29 protein-coding genes are annotated in these 23,947 nt (G+C 60.9%); 17 read left to right on the top strand and 12 right to left on the bottom strand.

Annotated elements, in window-relative coordinates; all coding sequences use genetic code 11:
- Positions 1-78 precede the first annotated feature (78 nt).
- From ACTG2G_RS10430 to coaBC, 4 genes are all read right to left on the bottom strand, one after another.
- Positions 79-915, bottom strand: a complete 837-nt coding sequence (locus ACTG2G_RS10430) for a mechanosensitive ion channel domain-containing protein (RefSeq protein WP_019446533.1) — start codon at positions 913-915, stop codon at positions 79-81.
- Positions 916-1,080: 165 nt separating this feature from the next.
- Positions 1,081-1,677 carry a nucleoid occlusion factor SlmA gene (gene slmA / locus ACTG2G_RS10425; protein WP_005339495.1) on the bottom strand — a complete coding sequence of 199 codons (597 nt, stop codon included), beginning with the start codon at positions 1,675-1,677 and terminating at the stop codon, positions 1,081-1,083.
- A gap of 68 nt (positions 1,678-1,745) precedes the next feature.
- Positions 1,746-2,204, bottom strand: coding sequence for a dUTP diphosphatase (gene dut, locus ACTG2G_RS10420; protein ID WP_005339498.1), 459 nt, complete (start codon positions 2,202-2,204; stop codon positions 1,746-1,748).
- An 81-nt stretch (positions 2,205-2,285) separates the two neighbouring features.
- Complete coding sequence (gene coaBC / locus ACTG2G_RS10415) at positions 2,286-3,488, bottom strand: bifunctional phosphopantothenoylcysteine decarboxylase/phosphopantothenate--cysteine ligase CoaBC (protein WP_421325998.1); 1,203 nt, start codon at positions 3,486-3,488, stop codon at positions 2,286-2,288.
- Positions 3,489-3,635: 147 nt separating this feature from the next.
- On the opposite strand from coaBC, the gene radC reads away from it, so the two are divergent.
- The 6 genes from radC (at position 3,636) to ACTG2G_RS10385 (ending at position 7,298) form a co-directional block, all read left to right on the top strand.
- Positions 3,636-4,310, top strand: a complete 675-nt coding sequence (gene radC / locus ACTG2G_RS10410) for a RadC family protein (RefSeq protein WP_139477813.1) — start codon at positions 3,636-3,638, stop codon at positions 4,308-4,310.
- A 136-nt stretch (positions 4,311-4,446) separates the two neighbouring features.
- Positions 4,447-4,683 (top strand): 50S ribosomal protein L28, encoded by a 237-nt coding sequence (gene rpmB / locus ACTG2G_RS10405; RefSeq protein ID WP_005307492.1) that lies wholly within the window; start codon positions 4,447-4,449, stop codon positions 4,681-4,683.
- 11 nt (positions 4,684-4,694) lie between these two features.
- Positions 4,695-4,862 carry a 50S ribosomal protein L33 gene (gene rpmG, locus ACTG2G_RS10400; protein ID WP_005307500.1) on the top strand — a complete coding sequence of 56 codons (168 nt, stop codon included), beginning with the start codon at positions 4,695-4,697 and terminating at the stop codon, positions 4,860-4,862.
- A 93-nt stretch (positions 4,863-4,955) separates the two neighbouring features.
- Positions 4,956-5,411, top strand: a complete 456-nt coding sequence (locus tag ACTG2G_RS10395; RefSeq protein WP_150997296.1) for a hypothetical protein — start codon at positions 4,956-4,958, stop codon at positions 5,409-5,411.
- Between the two features lie 24 nt (positions 5,412-5,435).
- Positions 5,436-6,248, top strand: coding sequence for a bifunctional DNA-formamidopyrimidine glycosylase/DNA-(apurinic or apyrimidinic site) lyase (gene mutM / locus ACTG2G_RS10390; protein WP_021231536.1), 813 nt, complete (start codon positions 5,436-5,438; stop codon positions 6,246-6,248).
- Positions 6,249-6,425: 177 nt separating this feature from the next.
- Complete coding sequence (locus ACTG2G_RS10385; protein ID WP_043826402.1) at positions 6,426-7,298, top strand: VirK/YbjX family protein; 873 nt, start codon at positions 6,426-6,428, stop codon at positions 7,296-7,298.
- Positions 7,299-7,403: 105 nt separating this feature from the next.
- Here ACTG2G_RS10385 and coaD read toward each other — a convergent pair whose 3' ends face one another.
- Entirely contained in the window at positions 7,404-7,886 is a 483-nt protein-coding gene (gene coaD / locus ACTG2G_RS10380) for a pantetheine-phosphate adenylyltransferase (protein ID WP_184237655.1), read from the bottom strand.
- A gap of 134 nt (positions 7,887-8,020) precedes the next feature.
- On the opposite strand from coaD, the gene ACTG2G_RS10375 reads away from it, so the two are divergent.
- On the top strand, positions 8,021-9,058 hold the full coding sequence (locus ACTG2G_RS10375; protein ID WP_064335092.1) for a glycosyltransferase family 9 protein: 1,038 nt from the start codon (positions 8,021-8,023) through the stop codon (positions 9,056-9,058).
- Positions 9,059-9,109: 51 nt separating this feature from the next.
- Here the strand turns inward: ACTG2G_RS10375 and ACTG2G_RS10370 are convergent, their stop codons facing one another.
- Positions 9,110-9,886, bottom strand: a complete 777-nt coding sequence (locus ACTG2G_RS10370) for a glycosyltransferase family 2 protein (RefSeq protein ID WP_439985401.1) — start codon at positions 9,884-9,886, stop codon at positions 9,110-9,112.
- Between the two features lie 219 nt (positions 9,887-10,105).
- Between ACTG2G_RS10370 and waaF the strand changes: the two genes are divergently transcribed.
- Together waaF and waaA are read left to right on the top strand one after the other, a co-directional pair.
- Positions 10,106-11,140, top strand: a complete 1,035-nt coding sequence (gene waaF, locus ACTG2G_RS10365; protein ID WP_439985893.1) for a lipopolysaccharide heptosyltransferase II — start codon at positions 10,106-10,108, stop codon at positions 11,138-11,140.
- Between the two features lies 1 nt (position 11,141).
- A complete protein-coding gene (waaA, locus tag ACTG2G_RS10360; protein ID WP_439985400.1) occupies positions 11,142-12,407 on the top strand; it encodes a lipid IV(A) 3-deoxy-D-manno-octulosonic acid transferase in 1,266 nt (421 codons plus the stop codon).
- A 78-nt stretch (positions 12,408-12,485) separates the two neighbouring features.
- Here the strand turns inward: waaA and ACTG2G_RS10355 are convergent, their stop codons facing one another.
- Genes ACTG2G_RS10355 through ACTG2G_RS10345 form a run of 3 tightly spaced genes read right to left on the bottom strand, consistent with a single transcriptional unit; the run spans position 12,486 to position 14,563 of the window.
- A complete protein-coding gene (locus ACTG2G_RS10355) occupies positions 12,486-13,745 on the bottom strand; it encodes a PTS ascorbate transporter subunit IIC (RefSeq protein ID WP_042030406.1) in 1,260 nt (419 codons plus the stop codon).
- A 51-nt stretch (positions 13,746-13,796) separates the two neighbouring features.
- Positions 13,797-14,084, bottom strand: a complete 288-nt coding sequence (locus ACTG2G_RS10350; protein ID WP_005356014.1) for a PTS sugar transporter subunit IIB — start codon at positions 14,082-14,084, stop codon at positions 13,797-13,799.
- A 35-nt stretch (positions 14,085-14,119) separates the two neighbouring features.
- Positions 14,120-14,563 carry a PTS sugar transporter subunit IIA gene (locus tag ACTG2G_RS10345; protein ID WP_421387952.1) on the bottom strand — a complete coding sequence of 148 codons (444 nt, stop codon included), beginning with the start codon at positions 14,561-14,563 and terminating at the stop codon, positions 14,120-14,122.
- Between the two features lie 251 nt (positions 14,564-14,814).
- Between ACTG2G_RS10345 and ACTG2G_RS10340 the strand changes: the two genes are divergently transcribed.
- The 4 genes from ACTG2G_RS10340 to ACTG2G_RS10325 all read left to right on the top strand — a co-directional run bounded on the left by ACTG2G_RS10340 (position 14,815) and on the right by ACTG2G_RS10325 (position 17,522).
- Positions 14,815-15,837, top strand: a complete 1,023-nt coding sequence (locus ACTG2G_RS10340; protein ID WP_421387949.1) for a LacI family DNA-binding transcriptional regulator — start codon at positions 14,815-14,817, stop codon at positions 15,835-15,837.
- 34 nt (positions 15,838-15,871) lie between these two features.
- Positions 15,872-16,852, top strand: a complete 981-nt coding sequence (acuI, locus tag ACTG2G_RS10335; RefSeq protein ID WP_439985399.1) for an acrylyl-CoA reductase (NADPH) — start codon at positions 15,872-15,874, stop codon at positions 16,850-16,852.
- A gap of 74 nt (positions 16,853-16,926) precedes the next feature.
- Positions 16,927-17,052 carry a hypothetical protein gene (locus ACTG2G_RS10330; protein WP_005339521.1) on the top strand — a complete coding sequence of 42 codons (126 nt, stop codon included), beginning with the start codon at positions 16,927-16,929 and terminating at the stop codon, positions 17,050-17,052.
- Positions 17,053-17,189: 137 nt separating this feature from the next.
- Positions 17,190-17,522, top strand: a complete 333-nt coding sequence (locus ACTG2G_RS10325) for a DUF2799 domain-containing protein (protein WP_005339523.1) — start codon at positions 17,190-17,192, stop codon at positions 17,520-17,522.
- Between the two features lie 20 nt (positions 17,523-17,542).
- On the opposite strand, the gene ACTG2G_RS10320 is transcribed toward ACTG2G_RS10325, so the two are convergent.
- The gene (locus tag ACTG2G_RS10320; RefSeq protein WP_005339525.1) at positions 17,543-17,707 is read right to left on the bottom strand and encodes a hypothetical protein; all 165 of its coding nucleotides are present in this window, start codon (positions 17,705-17,707) and stop codon (positions 17,543-17,545) included.
- A 112-nt stretch (positions 17,708-17,819) separates the two neighbouring features.
- The gene (locus ACTG2G_RS10315) at positions 17,820-18,254 is read right to left on the bottom strand and encodes a flagellar basal body-associated protein FliL (protein WP_005339527.1); all 435 of its coding nucleotides are present in this window, start codon (positions 18,252-18,254) and stop codon (positions 17,820-17,822) included.
- 145 nt (positions 18,255-18,399) lie between these two features.
- Between ACTG2G_RS10315 and ACTG2G_RS10310 the strand changes: the two genes are divergently transcribed.
- Positions 18,400-18,936, top strand: a complete 537-nt coding sequence (locus ACTG2G_RS10310; RefSeq protein ID WP_005339534.1) for a chorismate--pyruvate lyase family protein — start codon at positions 18,400-18,402, stop codon at positions 18,934-18,936.
- Positions 18,933-19,802: a 4-hydroxybenzoate octaprenyltransferase gene (gene ubiA, locus ACTG2G_RS10305; protein ID WP_421387945.1), complete on the top strand. Its 870-nt coding sequence runs from the start codon at positions 18,933-18,935 to the stop codon at positions 19,800-19,802. Before ACTG2G_RS10310 ends, ubiA begins: the two co-directional genes overlap by 4 nt.
- A 69-nt stretch (positions 19,803-19,871) precedes the next feature.
- Here the strand turns inward: ubiA and plsB are convergent, their stop codons facing one another.
- Positions 19,872-22,295 (bottom strand): glycerol-3-phosphate 1-O-acyltransferase PlsB, encoded by a 2,424-nt coding sequence (gene plsB, locus ACTG2G_RS10300; RefSeq protein WP_106844582.1) that lies wholly within the window; start codon positions 22,293-22,295, stop codon positions 19,872-19,874.
- A 204-nt stretch (positions 22,296-22,499) separates the two neighbouring features.
- Here plsB and lexA point away from each other — a divergent pair, with 204 nt between their 5' ends.
- Both lexA and ACTG2G_RS10290 read left to right on the top strand, forming a co-directional pair.
- Positions 22,500-23,123: a transcriptional repressor LexA gene (lexA, locus tag ACTG2G_RS10295; RefSeq protein WP_005339540.1), complete on the top strand. Its 624-nt coding sequence runs from the start codon at positions 22,500-22,502 to the stop codon at positions 23,121-23,123.
- Between the two features lie 399 nt (positions 23,124-23,522).
- Positions 23,523-23,822, top strand: a complete 300-nt coding sequence (locus ACTG2G_RS10290; RefSeq protein ID WP_106844583.1) for a hypothetical protein — start codon at positions 23,523-23,525, stop codon at positions 23,820-23,822.
- The last annotated feature ends 125 nt before the right edge of the window (positions 23,823-23,947 follow it).

Here is a 23,947-nt window from a genome sequence, read left to right as displayed (position 1 = left end):
CGACATTGCCATGGGCTGGGGCCAGAAACGACAATGCCAGCCCGAAGGCTGGCATTGTCTGTTGCAGCAGAACCGCGATCACGCCTGCGGTTTTTGCATGTGCATCACCATCTGCGGGAAGGGGATCTCGATGCCTTCGGCATCAAAGGTCAGTTTTACCTTCTCATGGAAGTCGAACCAGACACCCCAGTAGTCAGCGGTTTTCACCCAGGGGCGCACTACGATATTGACCGAGGAGTCGGCCAGCGCGGCAACGGCGATGGTGGCTGCCGGATCTTTCAGGATGCGCGGCTCTTCGCTCACCAGACGCTCGAGGATCTGTTTGGCCTTGCGCAGGTCGGAGCCGTAGCCGATGCCAAAGGTCATATCGACGCGGCGAGTATCCATGCGCGAGTAGTTGACGATGGTGCCGTTGAGGATGGCGGAGTTCGGTACTACCACCATCTTGTTGTCACCGGAGGTGAGGGTGGTGGTAAAGAGCTGAACGGACTGCACCACACCCGCAGTGCCCGCCACTTCGATAAACTCGCCCGCCTTGATGGGGCGGAAGATGATCAGCAGGAAGCCGGCAGCGAAGTTGGAGAGTGAATCTCGCAGCGCGAAACCGATGGCCAGACCGGCGGCACCGATAATGGCGACGAAGGAGGCGGTCTGTACCCCGACCCGGCCCAGTGCGGCGATCACTACGAACACCAGAATGGCGTACTTGAGGATGCTGCCGACGAAGTGGGTAATCGTGGTATCGAGCTTGCGGGCTTGCATCACCTTGAACACACCACCGCTGATGAGGTTGGCAGCGATATAGCCGACCAGCAGGGTCAACAGGGCGGCGGCGATATTGACGCCGTATTCGATCAGCAGTCCCTGATTATTGACCAGCCAGGTCTGCGCTTCGGTAATGATTTCGGGTTCCATAGGATGTCCTGTCAGGTTCTAAAAGGTTTATGGTGGATAAATCTAACACCGCAGCGCGACAGTACGGGTCGCATCTGGTACTTCTTTTCTGCCATAAAAACCTGACACAAAAAAGAAGGGAGGCCAAAGCCTCCCTTCTTTTTGCTGAATGACGCGAAAAAACCATCAGCTCTGCAGCAGTTGGCTGCGGATAAATTGCCACTGATCTTCGAAACCGGCGGTCGGCTTGAGCTTGAACTCGGAGCGCACGAACTGGCTGATGCGGCCTTCGGTGTAGGCCAGCAGCAGATTGGCCAGCATGGTCTCGTCGAGCTGGAAGCCCTGACCTTCACGCAGCCGCTTCTCGCGCAGCACCTGTTTGATCTGGGTCTCCAGCTTGTCGAACAGGATGCTGATGCGATCCCGCAGCCGATCGTGCTCACCCAGCAGGGCATCGCCGTTGAGGATGCGGGTGATGCCGGGATTGCGCTCGGCGAACACCAGCAGCAGCTGCAGGATATGGTGGCAGCGCGCCATGGTGTCCTTCTCTTCCGCCATGATCAGATTGACCCGTGACAGCAGGGAATCCTCGATAAAGTCGATCAGCCCCTCGAACATCCGCGCCTTGCTTGGAAAGTGTCGATAGAGGGCTGCTTCAGAGACGCCGACCTCGGCCGCCAGACGGGCCGTGGTGATGCGCTGACCCGGACTGGTTTCCAGCATATGGGCGAGCGCCTGCAGGATCTGATCGCGCCGACTCTGTTTCTGATTACTGCTTGCCATGGATTCCCCTAAAAAAACAATGGCTTGATTCTGTTATTAGGCACCGCCTATCGGGCTGGTGTGGTCTGTTATTGGCGACCAGAAGAACCAAAACCGCCTTCACCCCGTTCGCTCTGGTTGAACTCATCGACCAGTTGGAAGCTGGCCTGAACTACCGGCATGATCACCAGCTGGGCGATGCGCTCGCCGGGTTGCATGGTGAACTCATCCTTGCCGCGGTTCCAGACCGAGACCATCAGCTGACCCTGATAGTCGGAATCGATGAGACCGACCAGGTTGCCCAGCACGATGCCGTGCTTATGGCCGAGGCCGGAGCGGGGCAGGATGGTGGCACACAGACCCGGATCCTGGATGTGGATGGCCAGACCGGTCGGCACCAGGGTGGTATCACCCGGAGCCAGAGTCAGCGGCGCATCCAGCAGTGCGCGCAGATCCATGCCGGCAGAGCCGGGAGTGGCGTAGGCGGGCAGCGGGTACTCGGTACCGATACGGGCATCCAGAATCTTCAGTTCAATTTGTGTAGTCATGAATCGCTTTTTCAGTTGGATCTTGTATTGGCGCCCCTCTTGGCAAGGCGGGGCGCCGTGAGTCTTGTTCTTTCGGGACACTCAGTGCCGGTAGTGGCGCGCAATCAGGGCGATCAGGTGACGGGCCAGCGTCAGCTTGTCGGCCAGCGGCAGCGGGGCCTGGCCCCCTTGCCAGAACACGGTCAGGGCGTTGTCATCGGCGTTGAAGCCTTGCCCCTCGCGGGACACATCGTTGGCGGCGATCATGTCTAGCCGCTTACGCTGCAACTTGTCGAGGGCGTATTGTTCCACATCCACGGTTTCGGCGGCAAATCCGACGGTGAAGGGTTTGTCTGAAAGGGCACCGACGGCCGCGATGATGTCGGGGTTTTTCACCAGCTTCACCACCATCTGGTCGTTGTCGCCGGTCTTCTTGATCTTCTGGCTGGCGACCTGTTCGGGGCGGTAGTCGGCCACTGCCGCGCAACCGATGAAGAGGTCGCACTCGCCCACCCGGCTCATCACCGCCTGATGCATCTGCTCGGCGCTCTCGACATCGATGCGGGTAACGCCCGCAGGTGTAGCCAGCGTCACCGGGCCGCTCACCAGCGTCACTTCGGCGCCCGCTTCACGGGCAGCGCGAGCGATAGCAAAGCCCATCTTGCCGGAGCTGTGGTTGCTGATGTAGCGCACCGGATCCAGTGCCTCGCGGGTCGGACCTGCGGTGAGCAGCAGCTTGACGCCCGCCAGCAAGGGCTCGGCGGCCAGCTGCTGGCAGCAGCGATCCACCAGTTCGAGGGGGTCCAGCATCCGGCCCGGGCCCACATCGCCACAGGCCTGGCTGCCGGCATCCGGCCCCCACAGCAGAATGCCGCGGCTGGTCAGGGTCTTGAGGTTGGCCTGGGTCGCGGCGTTGAGATACATCTGCTGGTTCATGGCAGGTGCCAGCGCGATGGGCGCCGGAGTGGCCAGACAGAGGGTGGTCAGCAGTTCGTCGGCCATGCCTGCTGCCATCCGCGCCATCAGGTTGGCGCTGGCGGGGGCGATCAGCACCAGATCGGCCCACTTGGCCAGCTCGATATGGCCCATGCCCGCTTCGGCGGAGGGATCCAGCAGGCTGTAGGCCACCGGATGACCGGAGACCGCCTGCAGGGTCAGCGGGGTGATGAACTCCTTGGCGGAGCGGGTCATCACCACCCGCACTTCGGCGCCCTGATCTTTCAGGCGGCGTACCAGCTCGGCACTCTTGTAGGCGGCGATCCCGCCGCTGACACCCAACAGGATGCGTTTATCGGCCAATCTCATCTGCTGTTTCTCTATCCGGCTCATTCTCACTGGTCGGCTAAGATACCACAGGCAATGGATGACGACAGGGGTTGGCATCAAGGGGTGTGGTCGGGTGCGCGCAATTTTTTGCTATGTTTTTTCTCAACAGGGATGAGGGAGAGACAAATGAGCATCAAAGAGTGGCCGGAAGATGAACGCCCCAGAGAGAAGTTGCTGCGTCAGGGGCCCTCGGCGCTCTCCGATGCCGAGCTGCTCGCCATCTTTCTGCGCACCGGCGTCAATGGCCTGAGTGCAGTGGATCTTTCACGTAATCTATTGAATCAATTCGGCTCTTTACGCAGTTTGCTGGGGGCGGATCAACGGGCATTCTGCGAGGCGCACGGCCTTGGCCCGGCCAAATATGCCCAGTTGCAGGCGGTGCTGGAGATGGCCAGACGCCATCTGGCCGAGCAGCTGCAACGGGGCGATGCCCTCACCTCGCCCCAGCTGACCCGCGACTATCTGCAGGCCCAGCTGCGGGATCGGCCGCGCGAGGTGTTTGCCCTGCTGCTGCTCGACAATCAGCACAGAGTCATTCAATTTGTTGAGCTTTTTTTCGGCACAATCGATTCGGCGAGCGTCTGGCCAAGAGAAATCGTGCAGATCGCGCTCAAACATAATGCAGCCGCGGTGATTCTGGCGCATAATCACCCGTCCGGCGTCGCCGAGCCCAGCAGGGCCGACCGCCAGATCACGGATCGGATCACGGCCGCTTTGGCCCTGATCGATATCAGAGTGCTGGATCACTTGGTGATCGGTGATGGCATCACGGTTTCTTTTGCCGAGCGCGGTTGGCTATAACTGTGCTCTGGCACCGTATTAGTTGATCTTTGATCACGGATGCTGTATAAAATGCCGCCTTCTGTTTGCCCCGCAATCGAAGGCCAGCGGGGCAGATATTTGCTCGAGCAATGAAGTAAGATTTGGAGAGACTGACATGTCTAGAGTATGCCAAGTAACCGGCAAGCGCCCGGCAGTTGGTAACAACCGTTCGCACGCTAACAACGCCACCAAGCGTCGTTTCCTGCCGAACCTGCACACTCACCGTTTCTGGGTTGAGAGTGAAAAACGCTTCGTAAGCCTGCGCGTATCCGCAAAAGGCATGCGTATCATCGACAAGCGTGGCGTTGAAGTGGTTCTGGCTGAACTGCGCGCCAGCGGTGTTAAGGTATAAGGAATTAGATCATGGCTAAAGGTATTCGCGAGAAAATTCGCCTGAACTCCAGCGCCGGTACTGGTCACTTCTATACCACTACCAAAAACAAGCGCACCATGCCCGAAAAAATGGAGATCAAAAAGTTTGATCCCGTTGTTCGTCAGCATGTGATCTACAAGGAAGGCAAAATCAAGTAATTACTTGATGCTGCATTCCCAAAAACCCGGCTTCGTGCCGGGTTTTTTTATGCGCCGAATTCAGTACACTGCCGGTTCAAAGGGAGGCTTGCCATGTTCAAATTGAGCCGCAAAGGCTGGAATAACGTGATCATCGTGGTGGTGCTGATCGTGATCACCCTGTTGCATCGTATGGAGACTGCCCAGCAGGAGAACAGCGCCAAGCGCGCTCGCCCCTTGCTGCCGGATGCGGCCGTGGTGCTCACCTGGCAGGGGCCGAGCTGGCAGATTGAGCGGATCGGTCAGGGCTGGCGCAGCGTGCCGGATTTGGGGCTCGACACAGCGCAGCTGGATGCCCGTCTGGCGCGCTGGCAGAGCTGGTTGCTGCCCCCCGGCGAGGTGGTGCGCGGCACCCCGGTGACCATCAAGGTGTGGATTGCCGGCCAGAACGATCCGGTCGAGATCGGCCTCTATCAGAACAGCGGCCAATATGGCGCTCAGCTGCCCTCCGGTCTCTGGCTCGCCCTCACTGCCGAGCAGTATCGCGATCTGCTGCGTCCTGCTCCCTGAGTTTCTTTTCCTTGCGAGGTGCCAATGCCCGAATTGCCAGAAGTTGAAGTCAGTCGTCAGGGGATCTCCCCCTGGCTCACCGGTATCAAGGTGACGCGTGTAGTGGTGCGGGATGGCCGCCTGCGCTGGCCAATCCCCGGTGAAATTCAGGAGCTGGTGGATCTCACCATCCATCGGGTGCGTCGCCGTGCCAAATACCTGCTGCTGGAGACCGATTTCGGCACCGCCATCCTTCATCTGGGGATGTCCGGCAGCCTGCGGGTGCTGGATATCGGCACGCCAGCCGAGAAGCACGACCACGTGGATATCGAGCTGGAGAATGGCAAGCTGCTGCGGCTCAACGATCCGCGCCGCTTTGGCGCCCTGCTTTGGACCCGGGAACCGGCCGAAGCCCATGCGCTGCTCGCCAAGCTGGGGCCAGAGCCGCTCACCGATGCCTTCAGTGCTGATTACCTGCGTGAGCGCGCCAAGGGACGCAGCACCGCCATCAAACAGTTCCTGATGGACAATCAGGTGGTGGTCGGGGTGGGCAACATCTACGCAAACGAGGCGCTCTATGCCGCCGGCATTCACCCCAAACGGGCGGCGGGCAATATCAGTGCCGAGCGGCTGGGAACCCTGGTGGCCGAGATCAAGCGCGTGTTGGCCGAGGCAATTCGCCAGGGCGGAACCACTCTCAAGGATTTCACCAGTGCCGATGGCAAGCCGGGCTATTTCGTGCAGCAGTTGCAGGTTTATGGCCGTGGCGGTCAGCCCTGTTTCCACTGTCACACCCTGCTGACCGAGACAAGAATGGGCCAGCGCACCACGGTTTTTTGCAGTCATTGCCAGCGCTGAGCGCACTTTTTGCCCCGATCCGGGGGAAGTTGTAACAGCGTATTTCCACTCTGTTGAAGATTTGCACAGCTGTCACTAGTATCCCGACCGTTCAGGCGGTTTGAGAATATAAAAATGACAGTTAAATCAATAGACTGGGAATATTTATCCCGGCAGGAGCGCTATTGCGCAAAATCCATGGCCCGCTTCCTCTACCCCGAGGGATGTGACCGGAAAACCTTCAATCGCGGCAAGTTCGTGCTGCGCAGCCTGCTCTATCGCAAGTCGCTGAGCCGGGTCTTCAGTCTGTTTCAGTGCGACTCGCTCAAGGCGCTACCGGCGGTCTATCCCGAGCTGCTCGACAAGCCGATGCGACCCTATCGCTTCGCCTGTGCCAGCGCCCGCGAGCGGGCCGAGATGCTGGAAAATCACTACCGTTTGCTGCTGGAGTGCTACCCGCAGCTGATCGACCCCCTCTATCTGGGCGAGGGGATCGAACTTGGGCACTATCCCCAGAGCGGCTGCCGCATTCTGTTGCGTCACGATGGCACCTTCCGCCGCGAGGCCGAGCTGGCGCTCTCCATCGTCAATGGCGAGGGACAGCGCCTCTACAGCTGCGCCTTTTCGCTGGCGGGTAGCGTGGATCGTTTGATTCTGATGATCGGCTCCATGCAGGGGCCGGAGCCTGCGGTCGACAATGCCCAGGATCGGGTGCGCGAGCTGACCAAAGAGGGACATGGCCTGCGGCCCAAATCCCTGCTGGTGCAACTGGTGCTGCAACTGGCGCAGGCCATGGGGGCGGCAGAGGTGCTGGCGGTTCGCAAGCGGGCCCATGTGTTTCAGGCCAAGCGCTACAGCAGCAAGCAGAAAGCCAACCTGCAGGCCGATTACGACGAGTTGTGGCAGGAGTTCGACGCCCGGGATGTGGATGCCAACTTCGTCGCCCTGCAAGCCCAGCCGCGCAAGCCGCTGGAGGAGATCGCCTCCAAGAAGCGGGCCATGTATCGGCGCCGCTACGAGTGGCTCGATCTGCTGGTGCAGGAGATGAATGAGCGGTTTGCCCGTCAGTAACCGGCAAGCAGGCTGACCTCTCCATGCGATAGAGATACGACAAGGGCTACCCGTGGGTAGCCCTTGTTCGTAGTTGCCGTTGGGAATGGCGAGTGTGGAAGGGGATCACCCTTTCTGTTTGGCTGCGATGGCCTGGGCCACGACGGGATCGACAAACTGGCGGATGTCGCCACCGTGCAGCGCCACCTCTTTCACCAGAGTGGAGGAGATAAAGGAGTTCTCCTCCGCCGGGGTGAGGAATACGCTCTCAAGCGTGGGCATCAGGCGGCGGTTCATGTTGGCCAGCTGGAACTCGTACTCGAAGTCGGAGACGGCGCGCAGACCGCGGATCAGCACGTTGGCCTGATGTTCTTTGGCGAAATCGACCAGCAGACCGGAGAAGCCCACCACCTTGACGTTGGGAAGCTGGCTGGTCACTTGCTGGACAAGCTGGACACGTTCTGCCAGATCGAACAGCGGGCGCTTGCTCGGGCTGTTGGCGACACCGACCACCACCTCGTCAAACAGCTTGGCGGCGCGGCCGATGAGATCGGCGTGGCCATTGGTAACGGGATCAAAAGTCCCGGGATAAATTACCCTGGTAGTCATCTTTGCGGTCCTGCAACCTGGAAATTTGGTCGCATTATAAGGTCGTCGCTTGAGAATAGCAGTGCATCAGGCAAGAATACGCCATCGCGCATCAAGCCTCCTTGCATTGGTGACAGGGAGCAAAGGGATTTTTTATGAAACGTATTCTGGTCGTTCGCAATGACAAGATTGGTGACTTCATGCTGGCGTGGCCGAGCTTCGCCATGCTCAAAGGCTCCATGGAGTGTCATGTGACTGCCCTGGTTCCGGCCTACACGGCGCCGCTGGCCCGGCTCTGCCCCTGGATTGACGAGGTGATCATCGATCCGGGCGTGCGGGCCGACAAGGAGCAACAGCGGGCACTGCTGGCCCGGATCAAGGCGGCGGCGTTCGACGCGTCCATCTGCCTCTTCTCCAACTCCCGCAACGCCATGCTGGTGTGGAAGGCACACATCCCTTACCGGCTGGCCCCGGCGACCAAGCTGGCGCAGGTGCTCTACAACCAGCGACTGGTGCAGCGTCGCTCCCGCTCCCAGAAACCGGAGTCCGAGTACAACCTGGAGCTGATCCGCCGCTTCCTGGCCGATCAACAGGTGGCCGTGGTGGAGCCCAAGACCCCCTTCCTGCGGTTCGATGACGAGACTCTGCGGCAGGTGCGTGAGCAGCTGGCACTCAAGCTCAAGCTCGATGCCAGCCGCCCCTGGCTGATGGTACACGCCGGCAGCGGTGGCTCGGCCAACAACCTCTCCATCGAGCAGTACGCCCGCATCATCATCAAACTGAACCAGGCCTGCCCCGAGCTGCAGTGCGTGCTGACCGCCGGCCCGGGCGAGGAGAAGATAGCCGAACAGCTGGCGGCCGAGTTGCTGGCCCACGGTGGCAACGGCTGGATCTACCGCTCCAGCGATGGTCTGCCGATGTTCTGTCAGGTGCTGGCCAACGCCGCCCTGTTCGTTGCAGGCAGTACTGGCCCGCTCCATATCGCTGGCGCGCTCGACGTGCCGACCATCGGCTTCTTCCCGATGCGCCGCTCCGCCACTCCGCTGCGCTGGAAGCCCCTCAACAGCGAAGGACGCCACCTCGCCTTCAGCCCGCCGGAGGATAGCGACCATCCTGAGGATATGAGTCAACTCGATCCCAAGGCCATGGTGCCGGTGATGGCCCGCTGGGCGGCGCCTTTCTGGCGCAAATAACGTATGCAGCAATGCAAACAGGGCCCCGCGGGGCCCTGTTTCGTATGACGGTTATTCCGGCTGCTGCGGTTGCTGGCGCACCCAGAGGTCGGCGTATTTGACGAAGGTGGAGTGGGCGGAGAGGATCGCCAGCAGCAACCCCTGCTTGCCATCGAGGAAGCCTGCCTTGAGCAGATACATCTTGATGAAGCAGCCGACGGCATGCATCAGCCCCTGACTGAGGGAGCCCTTCTTGCCGCGAGCGGTGCGCTGATCGGCCCAGGCGCGGGCATAACCGGCGGATTTGACCAGATAGTGCTCCAGATCCCGATAGGTAAAGTGGTGCAGGTCGCCGTAGAGGTTGACGATCTTCATGTTGGCGCGCACTTCCACCTTCTCGTGCACCAGCGCCTCGTTGTAGCTGGTGAGTGCCTTGGGATAGAGGCGCAGCACCCGATCCGGATACCAGCCACTGTGGCGGATAAAGCGGCCAAAGACCCAGGAGAGGCGCGGCAGCGAGTAGATGGTGTCGCTGGCCGGATTGGCCATCACGTTGGCGATGGCGGTTTTCAGCTCGGGGGTGAGTCGCTCGTCGGCATCCAGCCACAGTACCCAGTCGGACTGCACATGGGACTGGGCCAGCCGGCGCTGCTTGCCAAAGCCCGGCCACTTGGCGTTGACGAAGAAGCGGGCGCCAAATTCGGCGGCGATGACCGGGGTCTCGTCCTGACTGCCGGAGTCCAGAATGACGATCTCGTCCACCAGTCCGTCGAGGGAGGCGAGGCACTTGCGCAGGTTGTCGGCTTCATTCTTGACGATCAGAACGGCAGCCAGAGTCGGTTTTTTCACGAAATGGGGCTCTCGGTTGTTGCCCGTCTGGCGGGACATGCTCGAATTGGCGCCCATTCTAGCCTAAAAGCGTGGCCGGGGCATGGCTTGGGTGGTGGCTGGCCGAGGCAAAGCAGAGGCGACTACCAAGGATCTTCTGTTATTTATCCGACCATTCTTGGGGCATAATCTCGCCCAGTGATGATTAACAGCCGGGCCAGTCCCGAGAGAAGACGCGTGATGAAAATATTGGTGATCGGCCCCTCCTGGGTCGGCGATATGGTGATGTCCCAGAGCCTCTACAAGGCGATCAAGGCCAACCATCCGGAGTGCGAACTGCACGTGATGGCCCCCGCCTGGTGCTGCGCCCTGCTGGAGCGGATGCCGGAGGTGGACAAGGCGATCACCATGCCCCTCGGCCACGGTGACTTCAAGCTGGTGGCACGCCGCCGCCTCGGCAAGCAGCTGGCGGCCGAGAAGTACGATCAGGCCATCGTCCAGCCCAACTCCATGAAGTCGGCGCTGATCCCCTGGTTTGCCCGCATTCCGGTGCGTACAGGCTGGAAAGGGGAGCACCGCTACGGTCTGCTCAACGATATGCGCAGCAACAAGTCTGCCTTCCCGCTGATGGTGGAGGGCTATCTGGCGCTCGCTTATCCCAAGGAGCAGATGAAGAGCCGGGCCGATATTCCGACCATTCCCCACCCCTCTCTGCACGTCGATCTGGTCAATCAGAGCAAGGCGCTGGAGCGACTGGGGCTGGATCGCGCCCGTCCGGTGCTGGTGCTCTGTCCCGGTGCCGAGTTTGGCCCGGCCAAGCGCTGGCCGGAGGGGCACTACGCCGTGGTGGCCCAGCAGCATCTGGACGAGGGGTGGCAGGTGTGGATCTTCGGCTCCAACAAGGATGTACCGGTAGCCAATACCATCCGGGATCGGGTCAACCTGCTGACTCGCCCCAACTGCCACGTGCTGGCGGGCAAGACCAGCCTGCACGAGGCGATCGATCTGATGGCGCTGGCCAGCCGGGTCATCTCCAACGACTCCGGCCTGATGCACATTGCCGCCGCCCTCAACCGGCCACTGGTGGGCGTCTATGGCTCCACCTCGCCGCTCTACACCCCGCCGCTGGCGGATCGGGTCGAGATCGTCCACACCGACATCGAGTGTCGCCCCTGCTTCAAGCGCACCTGCAAGTTTGGCCATCTCAAGTGCCTGATCGATCTGGCGCCGGAGCAGGTGGTCGATGCCTGCAAGAAGCTGGAGCAGAGCCAGTAAGATGCCCTACCGTCTGCTCTACAACCTGCTGATCCATCTGGGATTGCCGCTGGCGCTGCTGGCCCTCTACAAGCCGAAGAGGGGTAAGCCCGGTTTTGGCGAGCGCTGGGCCGAGCATCTCGGGCGGTTGCCCGCCACCGGACAGGATGCGCCGCTCTGGATCCATGCGGTGAGCGTGGGGGAGACGCTGGCCATCACGCCGCTTATTCGCGCCCTCAAGGCGGAGCGGCCCGATCTGCCGATCCTGCTCACTACCACCACCCGCACCGGCGCCGATCAGGCTGCCAAGCTGGGGGATCTGGTGATCCATCGCTACGCGCCGCTCGACTACCCCTGGGCCATTGCCGCCTTTCTCGACACCTTCAAGCCGCGCGCGCTCTGGGTGATGGAGACCGAGCTGTGGCCGAACTGGCTGGCCGCCTGCGAGGCGCGCCACCTGCCGGTGACCATCATCAACGCCCGCCTCTCCGAGCGATCCTGCCAGCGTTATGCCCGCTTCCACGGCGCCTTCGACGCCCTGAGCCGGCCGCTGACCCATCTGCTCTGTCAGCATCAGGATGACGCCGACCGCTTCGCCCACCTCGGCATCGATCGTTCGCGGCTGGCGGTGACCGGCTCCATCAAGTTCGATATCCAGTTTGGTGACGAGGTGCAGGCAAAAGGGCGTGCCCTGCGCCAGCAACTGGGGGCGGATCGGCCGGTCTGGATCGCCGCCAGCACCCATCTGGGTGAGGATGAGCAAGTGCTGGCCGCCTTCGATCTGCTGCTCAAACGCCATCCCGACGCGCTGCTCATTCTGGTACCGCGCCACCCCGAGCGGTTCGACCGGGTGGCCGAGCTGTGTGCCCCTTACGGCTGTGTGCGGCGCACTGATGGTACTGTGGTGCGTGCGGAGGATAAGATCTATCTCGGCGATACCATGGGCGAGCTGCCGCTGATGCTGGCGGCGGCCGATGTGGCCTTTGTTGGCGGTAGTCTGGTGAAGATCGGCGGTCACAACCTGCTGGAGCCGGCAGCCCTCGGCAAGCCCTGCCTGACGGGGCCCGCTTACTTCAACTTCAGCGATATCACTCGCCAGCTGGTGGCTCAGGGGGGCGCCGCCATCGTGGCCGATGCCGCCGAGCTGGGCGAGCAGGTGAGCCAGCTGTTTGCCGACGAGAGCACCCGCCGCGAGATGGGCGAGCAGGCCCGCGCCGTGGTGCTGCGCAATCAGGGAGCGCTGGCGCGTACTCTCTCGCACTGCCTCACTGTGCTGGAGAACGACTGAGTATCAGCCTTTCATACAGCCCGGCCATAAAAAAACGGAGCGCGATGCGCTCCGTTTTGTTTTTGGCGGTGGCTGGGATTAGCGAACGATCAGCCCCAGCAGGATGCCGACCACACCGAAGTCGGAGTCGCTGAAGGTGGTGTTGGCGAAGCCGAGGTCGCCCAGCACCGGCAGCAGGAACACCGGCAGAATGGTGAGCAGCAGCAGGCCGTTGGCGAAGGCACCCAGAATGGCGCCACGACGACCACCGGTGGCGTTGCCGAAGACCCCGGCAGCGGCGCCGACGAAGAAGTGCGGTACCACGCCCGGGATGATGACGGTCAGGCCCATGGCGTAGAGCAGCGCCATCCCCACCAGACCGGCGGCAAAGCTCGACAGGAAGCCGATCAGCACGGCGTTGGGGGCATAGGGGAAGACGATGGGGCAGTCGAGTGCCGGCTTGGCGTTCGGTACCAGCTTGTCGGAGATCCCCTTGAAGGCCGGTACGATCTCGGCGATGACCATCCGCACACCCTGCAGGATGACGTAGACACCGGCGGCGAAGGTGATGGACTGCATCAGGGAGAACATGAACCAGTGCTTGCCCTTGGCGACACTGGAGACAAACTCGGGGCCGGCGAAGGCGGAGGTCACCAGGAAGATGATGCCCATGGTGAAGGAGATGGCCACCGGAGTATCGCGCAGGAACAGCAGGCTCTTGGGTACCTGCACATCTTCGCAGCTGTGGGCCTTGTTGCCGAACTTGGCGCCGATCAGGGCGGAGAGCACGTAGGAACAGGTGGAGAAGTGGCCCAGCGCTACGTCGTCGGAGCCGGTGATCTGCTTCATGAAGGGGTGGGCGATGGCCGGGAAGAAGACCATGGCGACACCGACCACCAGACTGCCCACCGCGATCAGCGGCACACCGCTCATGCCGCCGGCAGAGAGGATTACCGCCACCATCATCGACATGAACAGGGTGTGGTGACCGGTCAGGAAGATAAATTTCCACGGAGTCAGACGGGCGATCAGGATATTCACCAGCATGGCGAAGAACATGATCATCGCCATCTCCTTGCCAAACGAGGTCTGGGCGATGGAGACGATGGCTTCGTTGTTGGGGACGACCCCCTTGATGCCGAAGGCGTGCTGGAAGATGACGGCAAAGTCACCCAGCGAGTTGATCACCAGGGTGGCACCGGCTCCCAGAATGACGAAACCCATGATGGTCTTGACCGTGCCCTTGATGCACTCGGTCACCGGTTTCTTCTGGGCAATCAGGCCGATAAGCGCGATCAGGCCGACCAGTACGGCGGGCTCGGACAGCACGTCAAACATCAGAAAGTTGAAAAATTCCATGGTCAGCTCCTGGCAATGGAAGATGCGGCCCGCAGGCCGCATGGAGGATCCTTAGAGGGCGCCCAGTTCGCGCAGTGCGGTGGCGAGCTTCTCTTTCATCGCGGCCTTGTCGACCATGTTGTCGAGGGCCACCAGACGGCCGTTGACGCCCATGGATTGCAGCTGCTCGGCGATGTCGCGGGTGGCGACAAAGATCTCGGCGGTTTCGCTGCCGGCGGAGGCCAGATCGCGGTGATCCACCTCGGCGGTGACAGCCAGCTCTTTCAGGATGCTCTTGATGCTCATCTCCATCATCAGGCTGGTGCCCAGACCGTGACCGCATACAACCAGAATTTTCATTGTCTCTTCCTCTGTCAGGTGCGCCGTGGCGCAGATCAGTAGCGCGCCAGAATGCGCAGGATGTCGTCTTTGGTGTCGGCCGCAATGATGGCCGCCACGTCCTCTTCATTCATAAACAGCTCGGCCAGCTGGGCGATGGTCTCCACGTGGGAGTTGCTGTCGCTGGCGGCCAGGGTGATCAGCAGCCGGATCGGGTCGTTGCCCTCGGAATCAAAGTTGACCCCCTGCTTGATGACGGTCAGACCCAGACCCAGCCGGTTGACGCCGTCTTCGGGACGAGCGTGGGGCATCGCCAGACCGGGGCCCAGCACGTAGTAGGGGCCGAGCTCCTCATGAGAGCGAAACAGCGCCGCCACGTAGGAGGGGTCGATGGTGCCATTGGCCAGCAGGGGCGCCGTCGCCAGCTCGATGGCGTGGCGCCAGTCGCGGGCTGCGGGTTCGATGCGGATGACATCCTCGGTCAGCAGTTGAGTCAGCATGGTGGTGATCCGGCTAGTTAAGATGGCGCCAATCTATCGATCTTGCGGTGGTGAAACTGTGAGGGTGATCGCGAAAGTTAGCGCTATCAGATAGCGCTAACATGAAACTGTGATAGCGCTATCACTTCACCCATTAACGGGAGCCATCCTGCCCCTGCGGTAGGGGAAAGAGAGTAGAATCGGCCCTGAGCAAATAGTCAGTGGCGCTCTTTTGCCTTAAAGTGAGCAGCCGCAAGCCGAGGAAGGGATGGATGTCAGAAGCGAAAAAGCGCCGTAGCACGGGTCGGGTGACCCTCAACGATGTGGCCCAGCTGGCCGGAGTGGGGGCCATGACGGTCTCCCGTGCCCTGCGCACTCCCGAACTGGTCTCCGACAAGATGCGCGAGCGTATCGAAGCCGCGGTGGAAGAGCTCGGCTATATCCCCAATCGTGCCGCCGGTGCGCTGGCGTCGGGTATCTCCCAGACCATAGTGGTCATAGTGCCCAGTCTGGCGGATGCCGGTTGTGGCGAGATGATTGCGGGCCTGCAACGGGCCCTGCTCGACGAGGGTTATCAGATCATGCTGGGGGATGCCCAGCATCTGAAACAGCAGGAAGAGAGCTTGCTGACCAGCTTCTTGCAGCACAATCCGGCGGCGGTGGTGCTGTTTGGTGGCGATCCCGGCGAGACGATCCGTGCCCGCCTGAAAGCTGCCCGTTTGCCGGTGGTGGAGGTGGGTGCAATGGCCCGCAGCCCCATCGACATGAATGTGGGAGTCTCCAACTTCGATGCCGGTTATGAGTTGACCCGCCACCTGATCGAACGTGGCTATCGCAATATCGGTTTTCTCTGTGCCCGTCAGGAGCAGTGGATGCTGCAACAGCGGATGCAGGGCTGGCACAAGGCGCTGCTCGACAACTACCTCTCCCCCGATGCCATCATCAACACCTCGGAGCGCCCCAACTTCAGCACGGGGGCGACCATGCTGGGTGAATTCCTGCTGCGCTGGCCCGAGCTCGATGCACTTATCTGCGTCAACGACGAGCTGGCGGCCGGCGTGCTGTTCGAGTGCCAGCGTCGCCATTTGAATGTGCCGGGCAAACTCGCCATCGCCGGATTTGATGATCTGGATGTGGCGCGCGCCTGTTATCCGACCCTGACCTCGGTTCGGATCCCCTATCGCAAAATGGGGCAGGAGGCCGCCGGGCTGATCCTGCGCCAACTGGCCGGAGAGCTGGTAACCGGTACGGCACTGGCTCTCGATTTTCAGCTGCAAAAGCGCCAAAGCAGCTAACTGTTCCGTTTCAATCCCCATCAAAGAGGCAACCATGTTCAAGGCTCTGTTACTGGAAAACCAAGACGGCAAGACCATTCCGACCCTGACCCGACTGACCGAGAGCCAGTTGCCGGAGGGAGAGGTGCGGGTAGCGGTAAGTTACAGCTCCATCAACTACAAGGACGGGCTGGCCATCACCGGCAAGGGCAAGATTGTGCGCCAGTGGCCGCTGGTGCCCGGCATCGACTTCGCCGGCACCGTGCTCGAATCCGCCGACAGCCGCTATCAGCCGGGAGACAAGGTGGTGCTGACCGGTTGGGGCGTGGGTGAAGGGCACTGGGGCGGCATGGCCGAACAGGCGCGGGTCAACGGCGACTGGCTGGTGCCGCTGCCCGCCGGGCTCGATGAGCGGCAGGCCATGTGCATCGGCACCGCCGGCCTTACCGCCATGCTCTGCGTGCTGGCACTGGAAGAGGCGGGTATTACTCCCGCAAGTGGCGAGGTGCTGGTCACCGGTGCGGCAGGCGGTGTGGGGGCCACCTCGGTCGCCCTGCTGGCGGCCCTGGGCTATCAGGTGGCGGCGCTGACCGGTCGTCCCGAAGAGCAGGGCGCCATGCTCACTGCGTTGGGTGCCAGCCGCATCGTGCCGCGCAGCGAGCTGCTGGTGCCTGCCAAACCGCTGGAGAAGCAGCTGTGGGCCGCTGCCATCGATACCGTCGGCAGTCAGGTGCTGGCCAAGCTGCTGGCTCAGATGAACTATGGCGGCGCCGTGGCGGCCTGTGGGTTAGCGGGTGGCTTTGATCTGCCTACCAGTGTGATGCCCTTCATCCTGCGCACTGTGCGGCTGCAGGGGGTCGATTCGGTGATGTGCCCGTTTGAACGTCGTCAACTGGCGTGGCAGCGACTGGCACGGGATCTTCCTGCCTGCTTCTTCGCTCAGGCGGTCACCGAGATTGGGCTGGAGCAGGTAGTGGAGGCCGCCGAGGCCATCACGCAGGGCCAGATCGCCGGTCGCACTCTGGTCAAACTTTGAACTCTCTCTGACTGGCGAGCCCGATAATTCCGGATAAAATTGGAGTGCGGGTGAACTATCCAAGGAGAGTGAAGATGGGTGGACACAAGCCGGATTACGACTCCTCTGATGATGACTGGGAGCCGGATTCCTGGGAAGAAGAGCTGGATCAGTGGGAAGATGAAAGCTGGCAGGATGATGACACTTTCGATGACCAGTGAACCACGGCATTGAACGAACAGGCGGGCTTTGGGCCCGCCTGATTTTTTTGCCGCGCTCACATGGCTGAGTGTTCGTCCTTGGTCAGGGGCGGGGCGCTGGGTAGAATGAACTGCCCAAATGACGCTCAAGGATGACTATGCGACTCACCATCATATTGTTGGCTGCCCTGCTGGGTGGCTGTGTCTCCAACGATGATCCCTGCGAGAAGGTATGGAGTGAGGTTGGGGAGGCGGATGGCAAGCTGGGCTTCACCACCGAGCGGATCGAGTTCCATCAGGGCCAGTGTGGCAAGAAGGTGGATGCCGAACTGTGGAAGCAGGGACATCAGAAGGGATTGGCATGGTATTGCCGCCCCGAGCACCTCTATCTGGCTGGCCGCTCAGGCGAGGAGTATCGCGGCGTTTGCCCGAATGATACCCAGGCACGCAGATTGTTCGAACAGGGGCGTCAGGGGTGGACCGATCAATAACGCCCTGACAGGGAGGGGCGTTACTCCTCTTTCAAACGCAGCGGCTGGCAGAGGTAACCCTTGTCATTGGCACTGCGGGCGCACTTGCTGCAGACAAACTTGGGTTTGCGGACTATCTTGCGCAACGCCTTGAGATCGGTGGGGATCTCGTGACGGCGCCATTCACACAGGGTTTTGCTGCCCATAACGACTACCTCTACGACTTGACGGCCGTATTGTAATCGATTTTCATTTCGAATAAACCGGCAAAGCTCGCTTATTGGCCGATATGTCAATAAGCGATTGTTTCGGGAGGGATTACTGGTAGAGGAACTTGGTGAAGATGAGCTCGCGCACCGCTTTCTTGCCGGTCTCTTTCACCAGCAGTTCGTTGACGGTTGTCTCGCACTCCTTGCGCAGCTCTTCTCGGTTGGTCAGGGACTTCACTTGATCGGCATTTTTGCTGCCAATCAGACGGATGATGGCATCACGGATCAGCGGGTCATGCTGCTCCAGCAGCTTAAGGTCGGCCTCGTTTTCCGCCATCAGCTCTACCGTGACCCGGATATAACCGAGGGTTTTGCTATCACTCAGGTAGTTGGTGATGATGTCGGGATCGAGCGCGTGGTAGGAGAAACCAGGCTTGGCAGCCCCCTCTGCGCCCTCGGCGGGCGGCTCATCTTCAGCAAGAGCTTGCTGCTGCAGGGCGCCACAGCTCAGTAACAACACCAGCAGAATTTTGAAGATCTTCATATAGATGGCTCATCAGCAAGAGATAACCCATTTTTGATGTTGCCATCGGGGCCGTCAAGCACGGATGTTCTTACATTTCGCTATTGATTTACGGATAATAAACCGGATTTTAACCTGAACACGGAAATCTCTGGATGGTGAAGCTGTGAAGTCCGAGTTGACTGTTCCCCTCACGCCGTTAAGCGGGTGGCTGGCCCCCGAATGTTGCGAATTGCCCGCCAGCTTGCGCCCCTGGCTGCTGGAGCCCGGCTCCATGACCCGGCGGCTGCGTCAGCACAATCGCCATTTTTCGGTGGAGTGGCTGGGCAATCACCCGGTCGCCCTTACTGCCGATGAGCAGTGGCTGGTGGATTCGGCCTCGCCGGCCGGCACCTGCCGCGAGGTGATCCTGCACGGGGATCGTGGGCCCGCCGTGCTGGGCTGGACCCTGTTTGCCGATGACGCATTGCAAGGGAGCGGCATTGCCGAGCTTGGCGAGCAGCCGCTGGGTGAGCGGGTATTTGGCCATGAGCCTGCCCGCCGCGATCATCTGCAACTGGCCCGTTTCGATATTGCCGCTAATCCCCGTTGCCCGGCCGCCACTGTCTGGGGGCGTCGTTCCCGTCTGTTTCTGGGGCAGTGGCCACTGCTGGTGCACGAGCTGTTTCTGCCCTCTCTCGTCTGTGACAAGGAGCTGGAGTGAATCTGTTAACCAAGGAGCGGGGACTTGCCTATATGCAGTTGGCCCGCGTCGACAAACCCATAGGCACTCTGCTGCTGCTGTGGCCAACCCTGTGGGCGCTCTGGCTGGCCGCTGGTGGCCTGCCCAATCTCTGGGTGCTGACCGTGTTTGTGGTCGGCGTCTTTCTGATGCGCTCGGCAGGGTGCGTGATCAACGACTATGCGGATCGCAACTTCGACGGCCATGTCAAACGCACCGCTGGTCGCCCCTTGCCCACGGGCAGAGTCAAACCGTGGGAGGTGCTGGCGCTCTTCTTCGTGCTGGCGCTTATCTCGTTTGGTCTGGTGCTGACCATGAATCCGCTCACCATCGGTCTGTCGTTTGTCGCCCTGCTGCTGGCGGTGAGTTACCCCTTCATGAAGCGCTTTATCTCGAATCCCCAGCTGGTGCTCGGGATGGCCTTCTCCTGGTCGATCCCGATGGCCTATGCTGCGCAGGCGGATGCCCTGCCGCTGGTGGCCTGGTTGCTCTTCTTTGCCAATCTGCTCTGGACGGTGGCTTACGACACCCAGTACGCCATGGTGGATCGGGATGACGACCTCAAGATCGGCCTCAAATCCAGCGCTATCCTGTTTGGTCGTTACGACAAACGGATCATCGGCACATTGCAACTCTCGACTTTGCTGCTGCTGTTGGCGGTCGGGCAGCTGATGACGCTGGGGGGCTGGTATTACTGGGGATTGCTGGGGGCGGCGGTGCTGTTTGTCTATCAGCAGCGGCTTATTCGTGAGCGGCAGCGGGAAGCCTGCTTCCAGGCGTTTCTCAACAACAACTATGTGGGGGCGCTGGTGTTTGCCGGTCTGGTGCTCGATTACCTGCTGGCGTGACATGTTCCCGCGCAGACTCCGATAAAAAAGAAGGCCGCATCATGCGGCCTTCTTTGTTTGCGTTGCAGGTCAGAGCTGATTGCCTGCCTGAATGGTGCGGCGGATCTTGTTGCTCAGCAGCGGCACTATGTTGTCGGCCAGCGCCTGGAAGCGGCCGAGATCCGGCTTGCACTCGGGAGAGAGGTAACCCTCTTTGCGCAGCGTGTGGATCAGGGTGCTGAACAGCTTCTGGTCGAAGAACTCGGGGGCGTTGATGCCGTGCAGGGTGCCGAGGCGCTCTGCCATCATCAGGCCGTCCGCCTCCAGCTGCTCCGCCTCGATATGAGGCTGTGCCAGCACCCGGGTAAGCACGATGGCGTAGCGTTGCAGGGTCTCCTGAATGCTCTCAGCCAGCAGCAGCAGGCGCATCTGGTTGGCCGGATTGACCCAGTAGCCGTCATCGCGGGTCTCGATCAGTTGCTGGGTCTGCAGCGTGTCGAGCAGGCTGTCAACCAGCGCCGGTAGCTCATCCTCTTCATAACGCAGGAACAGCTCGGTCTTGAGCAGCGGATAGATGTCGATGCAACGAGCCATGATCTCGCTGCGGGAGATCCCCTCGCAGCGTTCGATTAGTGCCGCCACCAGAGAGGGCATGGCAAACAGGTGGAGGATGTTGTTGCGGTAGTAGGTCAGCAGGATCGCCTGATAGCGGTCGAGACTGATGATCTGCCCCAGTTTGTCCTCGCTCACCTCGAACTTGTTGAGCTCCATCGCCTGATCCAGCAGGGTCTTGGCATCCTCATCAGGAATGGTGCTCTGCGGGCTGTAGGGCACCGCCTTGAGCAGATCCAGATAGGTGTTGAGCTGGGCCTGCAATTCGTCGCGGGTCAGGGCGTGGCGCTCGGCGGCCAGCAGCGCCAGTGCGCTCAGGGTCAGGCCGTTGACCGCGGCAGCGCCGTTGATGCGGGTCATCAGCAGTTCGGCCAGATTGTTGACAGTGCCCGCCATCCACTCCGGACGCTCCTCTTCCCCGATGTGCTTTTTCCAGTCGGGAATATGTTCGCTCAGGTAGCTGTTGAGGGTCAGCGGCTCGCCGAAGTTGACGAAACCACGGCCGTAGTTGCGCAGCTTGCGCAGGATGCCGAGCACCTGCAGGAAGCTCTCTTTCTCCTTGCGACTCCCCTTGAGCTCGTTGTGGTAGGTGTTCACCTCCATCACGTGCTCGTAACCCAGATAGACCGGCACCAGAGTGACCGGCCTGTCCAGCCCGCGCATCATTGCCTGCAGGGTCATCGCCAGCATGCCGGTCTTGGGCGGTAGCAGACGGCCGGTACGGGAGCGACCGCCTTCGGTGAAGAACTCTACCGAGTAACCCTTGGCAAACAGCAGGTTGAGGTATTCCCGGAATACCGTGCTGTAGAGCGGGTTGCCCTTGAAGGTGCGGCGAATGAAGAAGGCGCCGCCGTGGCGGAAGATGGGGCCCGCCGGCCAGAAATTGAGGTTGATGCCTGCCGCGATATGGGGCGGCACCATCCCCTGGTGGTAGATGACGTAGGAGAGCAGCAGGTAGTCCATGTGGCTGCGGTGGCAGGGAACGTAGACGATCTCGTGCCCTTCCTGCGCCAACTGGCGTACCTTCTCGGCGCCATTGACCGACAAACCGCGGTAGAGCTTGTTCCACAGCCAGCCGAGGAAGCTCTCGCCCAAGCGGATCAGCCGGTAGGAGAAGTTGGAGGCGATCTCGTCCATGTAGCCATGGGCACGCTTCTGCGCCTTCTCGAGACTGATCCCTTCGCGCTGGGCCTCCTCTTCAATCGCCTGCTGGATCACCGCGGAGTCGAGCAGCTGCTTGAACAGCAGGTTGCGGTTCGGCAGTTTCGGGCCGGTGGCGGCCAGCTGCTGGCGGCTGAAGTGGGTACGGGCCACTCGCGCCAGCTTGTGGGCGATCGCCTCGTCGGTGCCGTGTTTGTCCGCCATATAGCGCAGGGAAAGCGGCGGCGAAAAGCGCACCAGATTCTCGCGACCCTTGAGGATCACGATGAGCGCTTTCTTCAGCCGGTTCGGCGCCAGGCTGCTGATGATGTTGAGGCCGGAGGCTTCTTCCCCTTCCCGACCCGGAGCGCGGCCCCAGAACAGGGTGACGGGCACCACCTGGATATCCAGCTCGGGATCCTGCTTGTGCAGATCCAGCAGCTGGTGGAACTCCTGCAGGAAGGGGAGCGGTTTGCTGCGTTTGCCAAACAGGGGAGGCGGACGGTCCAGACAGACATAGCGCGGCAGCAGCTGGCCGTTCAGTTCCAGCGGCGTGAAGGGGCCGGGCAGACCGAGATCCTCGCAGCACTGCTGCAGGGTCATCAGGTCGGTGATCGAACTGGTTTTCAGGGCATAGACGATGGGTCTGGCCGGATCCAGATTGAGTTCTGTGATGGGATTTTCCGGCAGGCTCTTGTGATTGACCAAGCCGCTGACCGGCCATTGCAAGATGGCTCTGGAAATCTTCTGTCCTAGGGACATGTGCGTCTGCTCTCCAAAAAAATGCGGCGTGAGCATAGCAAATCGACAGCCCCTTGTCGCCGAGAGGTACGATGAGTCGGCTGCGCAGGATCAAAACAGCAGTAAATGAGGGGTTGGTTGCGACAAATGTCAGCTGCGCCTTGCCTTGGCCACTGCACTGTATATACTGCCAGTGTGCTGTATAAAAAGACAGGTGCCAATTCTATGAAACCCCTTACCCCCCGCCAGGCCGAAGTGCTGGAGCTGATCAAGGTGAACATGAGCGAGACCGGCATGCCGCCGACTCGTGCCGAGATTGCCCAGAAGCTTGGTTTCAAGTCGGCCAATGCGGCCGAAGAACATCTGAAGGCCCTGGCCAAAAAAGGGGTCATCGAGATCATGCCGGGCACGTCCCGCGGCATTCGCCTGTTGCTCGAAGAGGAAGAGGTGCTGGAAGAGAGCGGCCTGCCGCTCATCGGCAAGGTGGCTGCCGGTGAACCCATTCTGGCTCAGGAGCATATCGAGAGCCACTATCAGGTTGATCCCGCCCTGTTCCACCCGCGCGCAGATTTTCTGCTGCGGGTGCAGGGGATGAGCATGAAGAATATCGGCATTCTGGATGGCGATCTGCTGGCGGTACACAAGACCCAGGAGGTGCGCAACGGTCAGGTGGTGGTTGCCCGTCTCGATGAGGATGTCACCGTCAAGCGCTTCCAGCGCAAGGGTAGTCAGGTATGGCTGCTGCCGGAGAATGAAGAGCTCTCTCCCATCGAGGTAGATCTATCCTGCCAGCAGCTCACCATCGAAGGGCTGGCGGTCGGGGTGATCCGCAACGCCGACTGGATGTAATCATCCCCGCCAACTGCTTTTGCCACACGGCCTCCTTCGGGAGGCCGTGCTGTTTCTGGCGCACTTTCCTTGTCATATCAAACAGATCATCGGTGGCGGCATTTTTGTCCTGCGCGACCGGCTACCAATCATCCATTTCAGATATATGCTCAGATCAGTGCCCTGTCGCCGAGACTGGGCTTGGCGCCTCCCTCTGACCATCGCAATGCGCAGGACGGGAGGGCCGGTAACAACGAGAATCGGGCAGTACACCTTCACGGGATATGAAGGGGGAGTGGGGAGATCCCGAGCCTTGTCGGGCAAAGGGGACCACTCGTAATGGTTGCAGATAGTCGTGACGGGCCTGTTCCCAGTTCAGGCCGACGAAGCAACATGACCTGTCGGTCAAGGAGGACTGGTATGGCATCAAGATCGCCATGGGATTCAGAGGCTGGGGCTGCGCCAGCGGAATCGTCAATCACCCGTTTCGTCAAAGGTAGCCGGATTACCTGGTTTTACGGTCTCTGGCTGCACCATCGTGGTTCGCACTGGACGCTCTGGCTGGGATGCCCGAAAGAGAAGGTGGTGCGTCTGGTGCTGCTGTTCAAACGTGGTCATGGCGATCGCCAGGGGGAAGAGGGCTGGCTGGCCCCCGTGATTCCGATCGGCGTGCGGGCCATCGGCAAGATGTTGCAGCAGGGGCGTAACGCTCGCCCCTGAGCAGAAGAGACCAACAAATCCATCCATAACCGGCACCCAAGGGGGCCGGTTTTTTTATGGCCGCAACTGGCGATTAATTATGCCAAATGGTCGACTCCTGACAGGGCGTTGCACAAGGTTGAACC

This window comes from Aeromonas sp. 55A, assembly GCF_051919665.1.
GTDB lineage: Bacteria > Pseudomonadota > Gammaproteobacteria > Enterobacterales > Aeromonadaceae > Aeromonas > Aeromonas veronii.
Note: the sequence above shows the minus strand (reverse complement) of the source record. Positions and strands in the feature narration are given on the sequence as shown.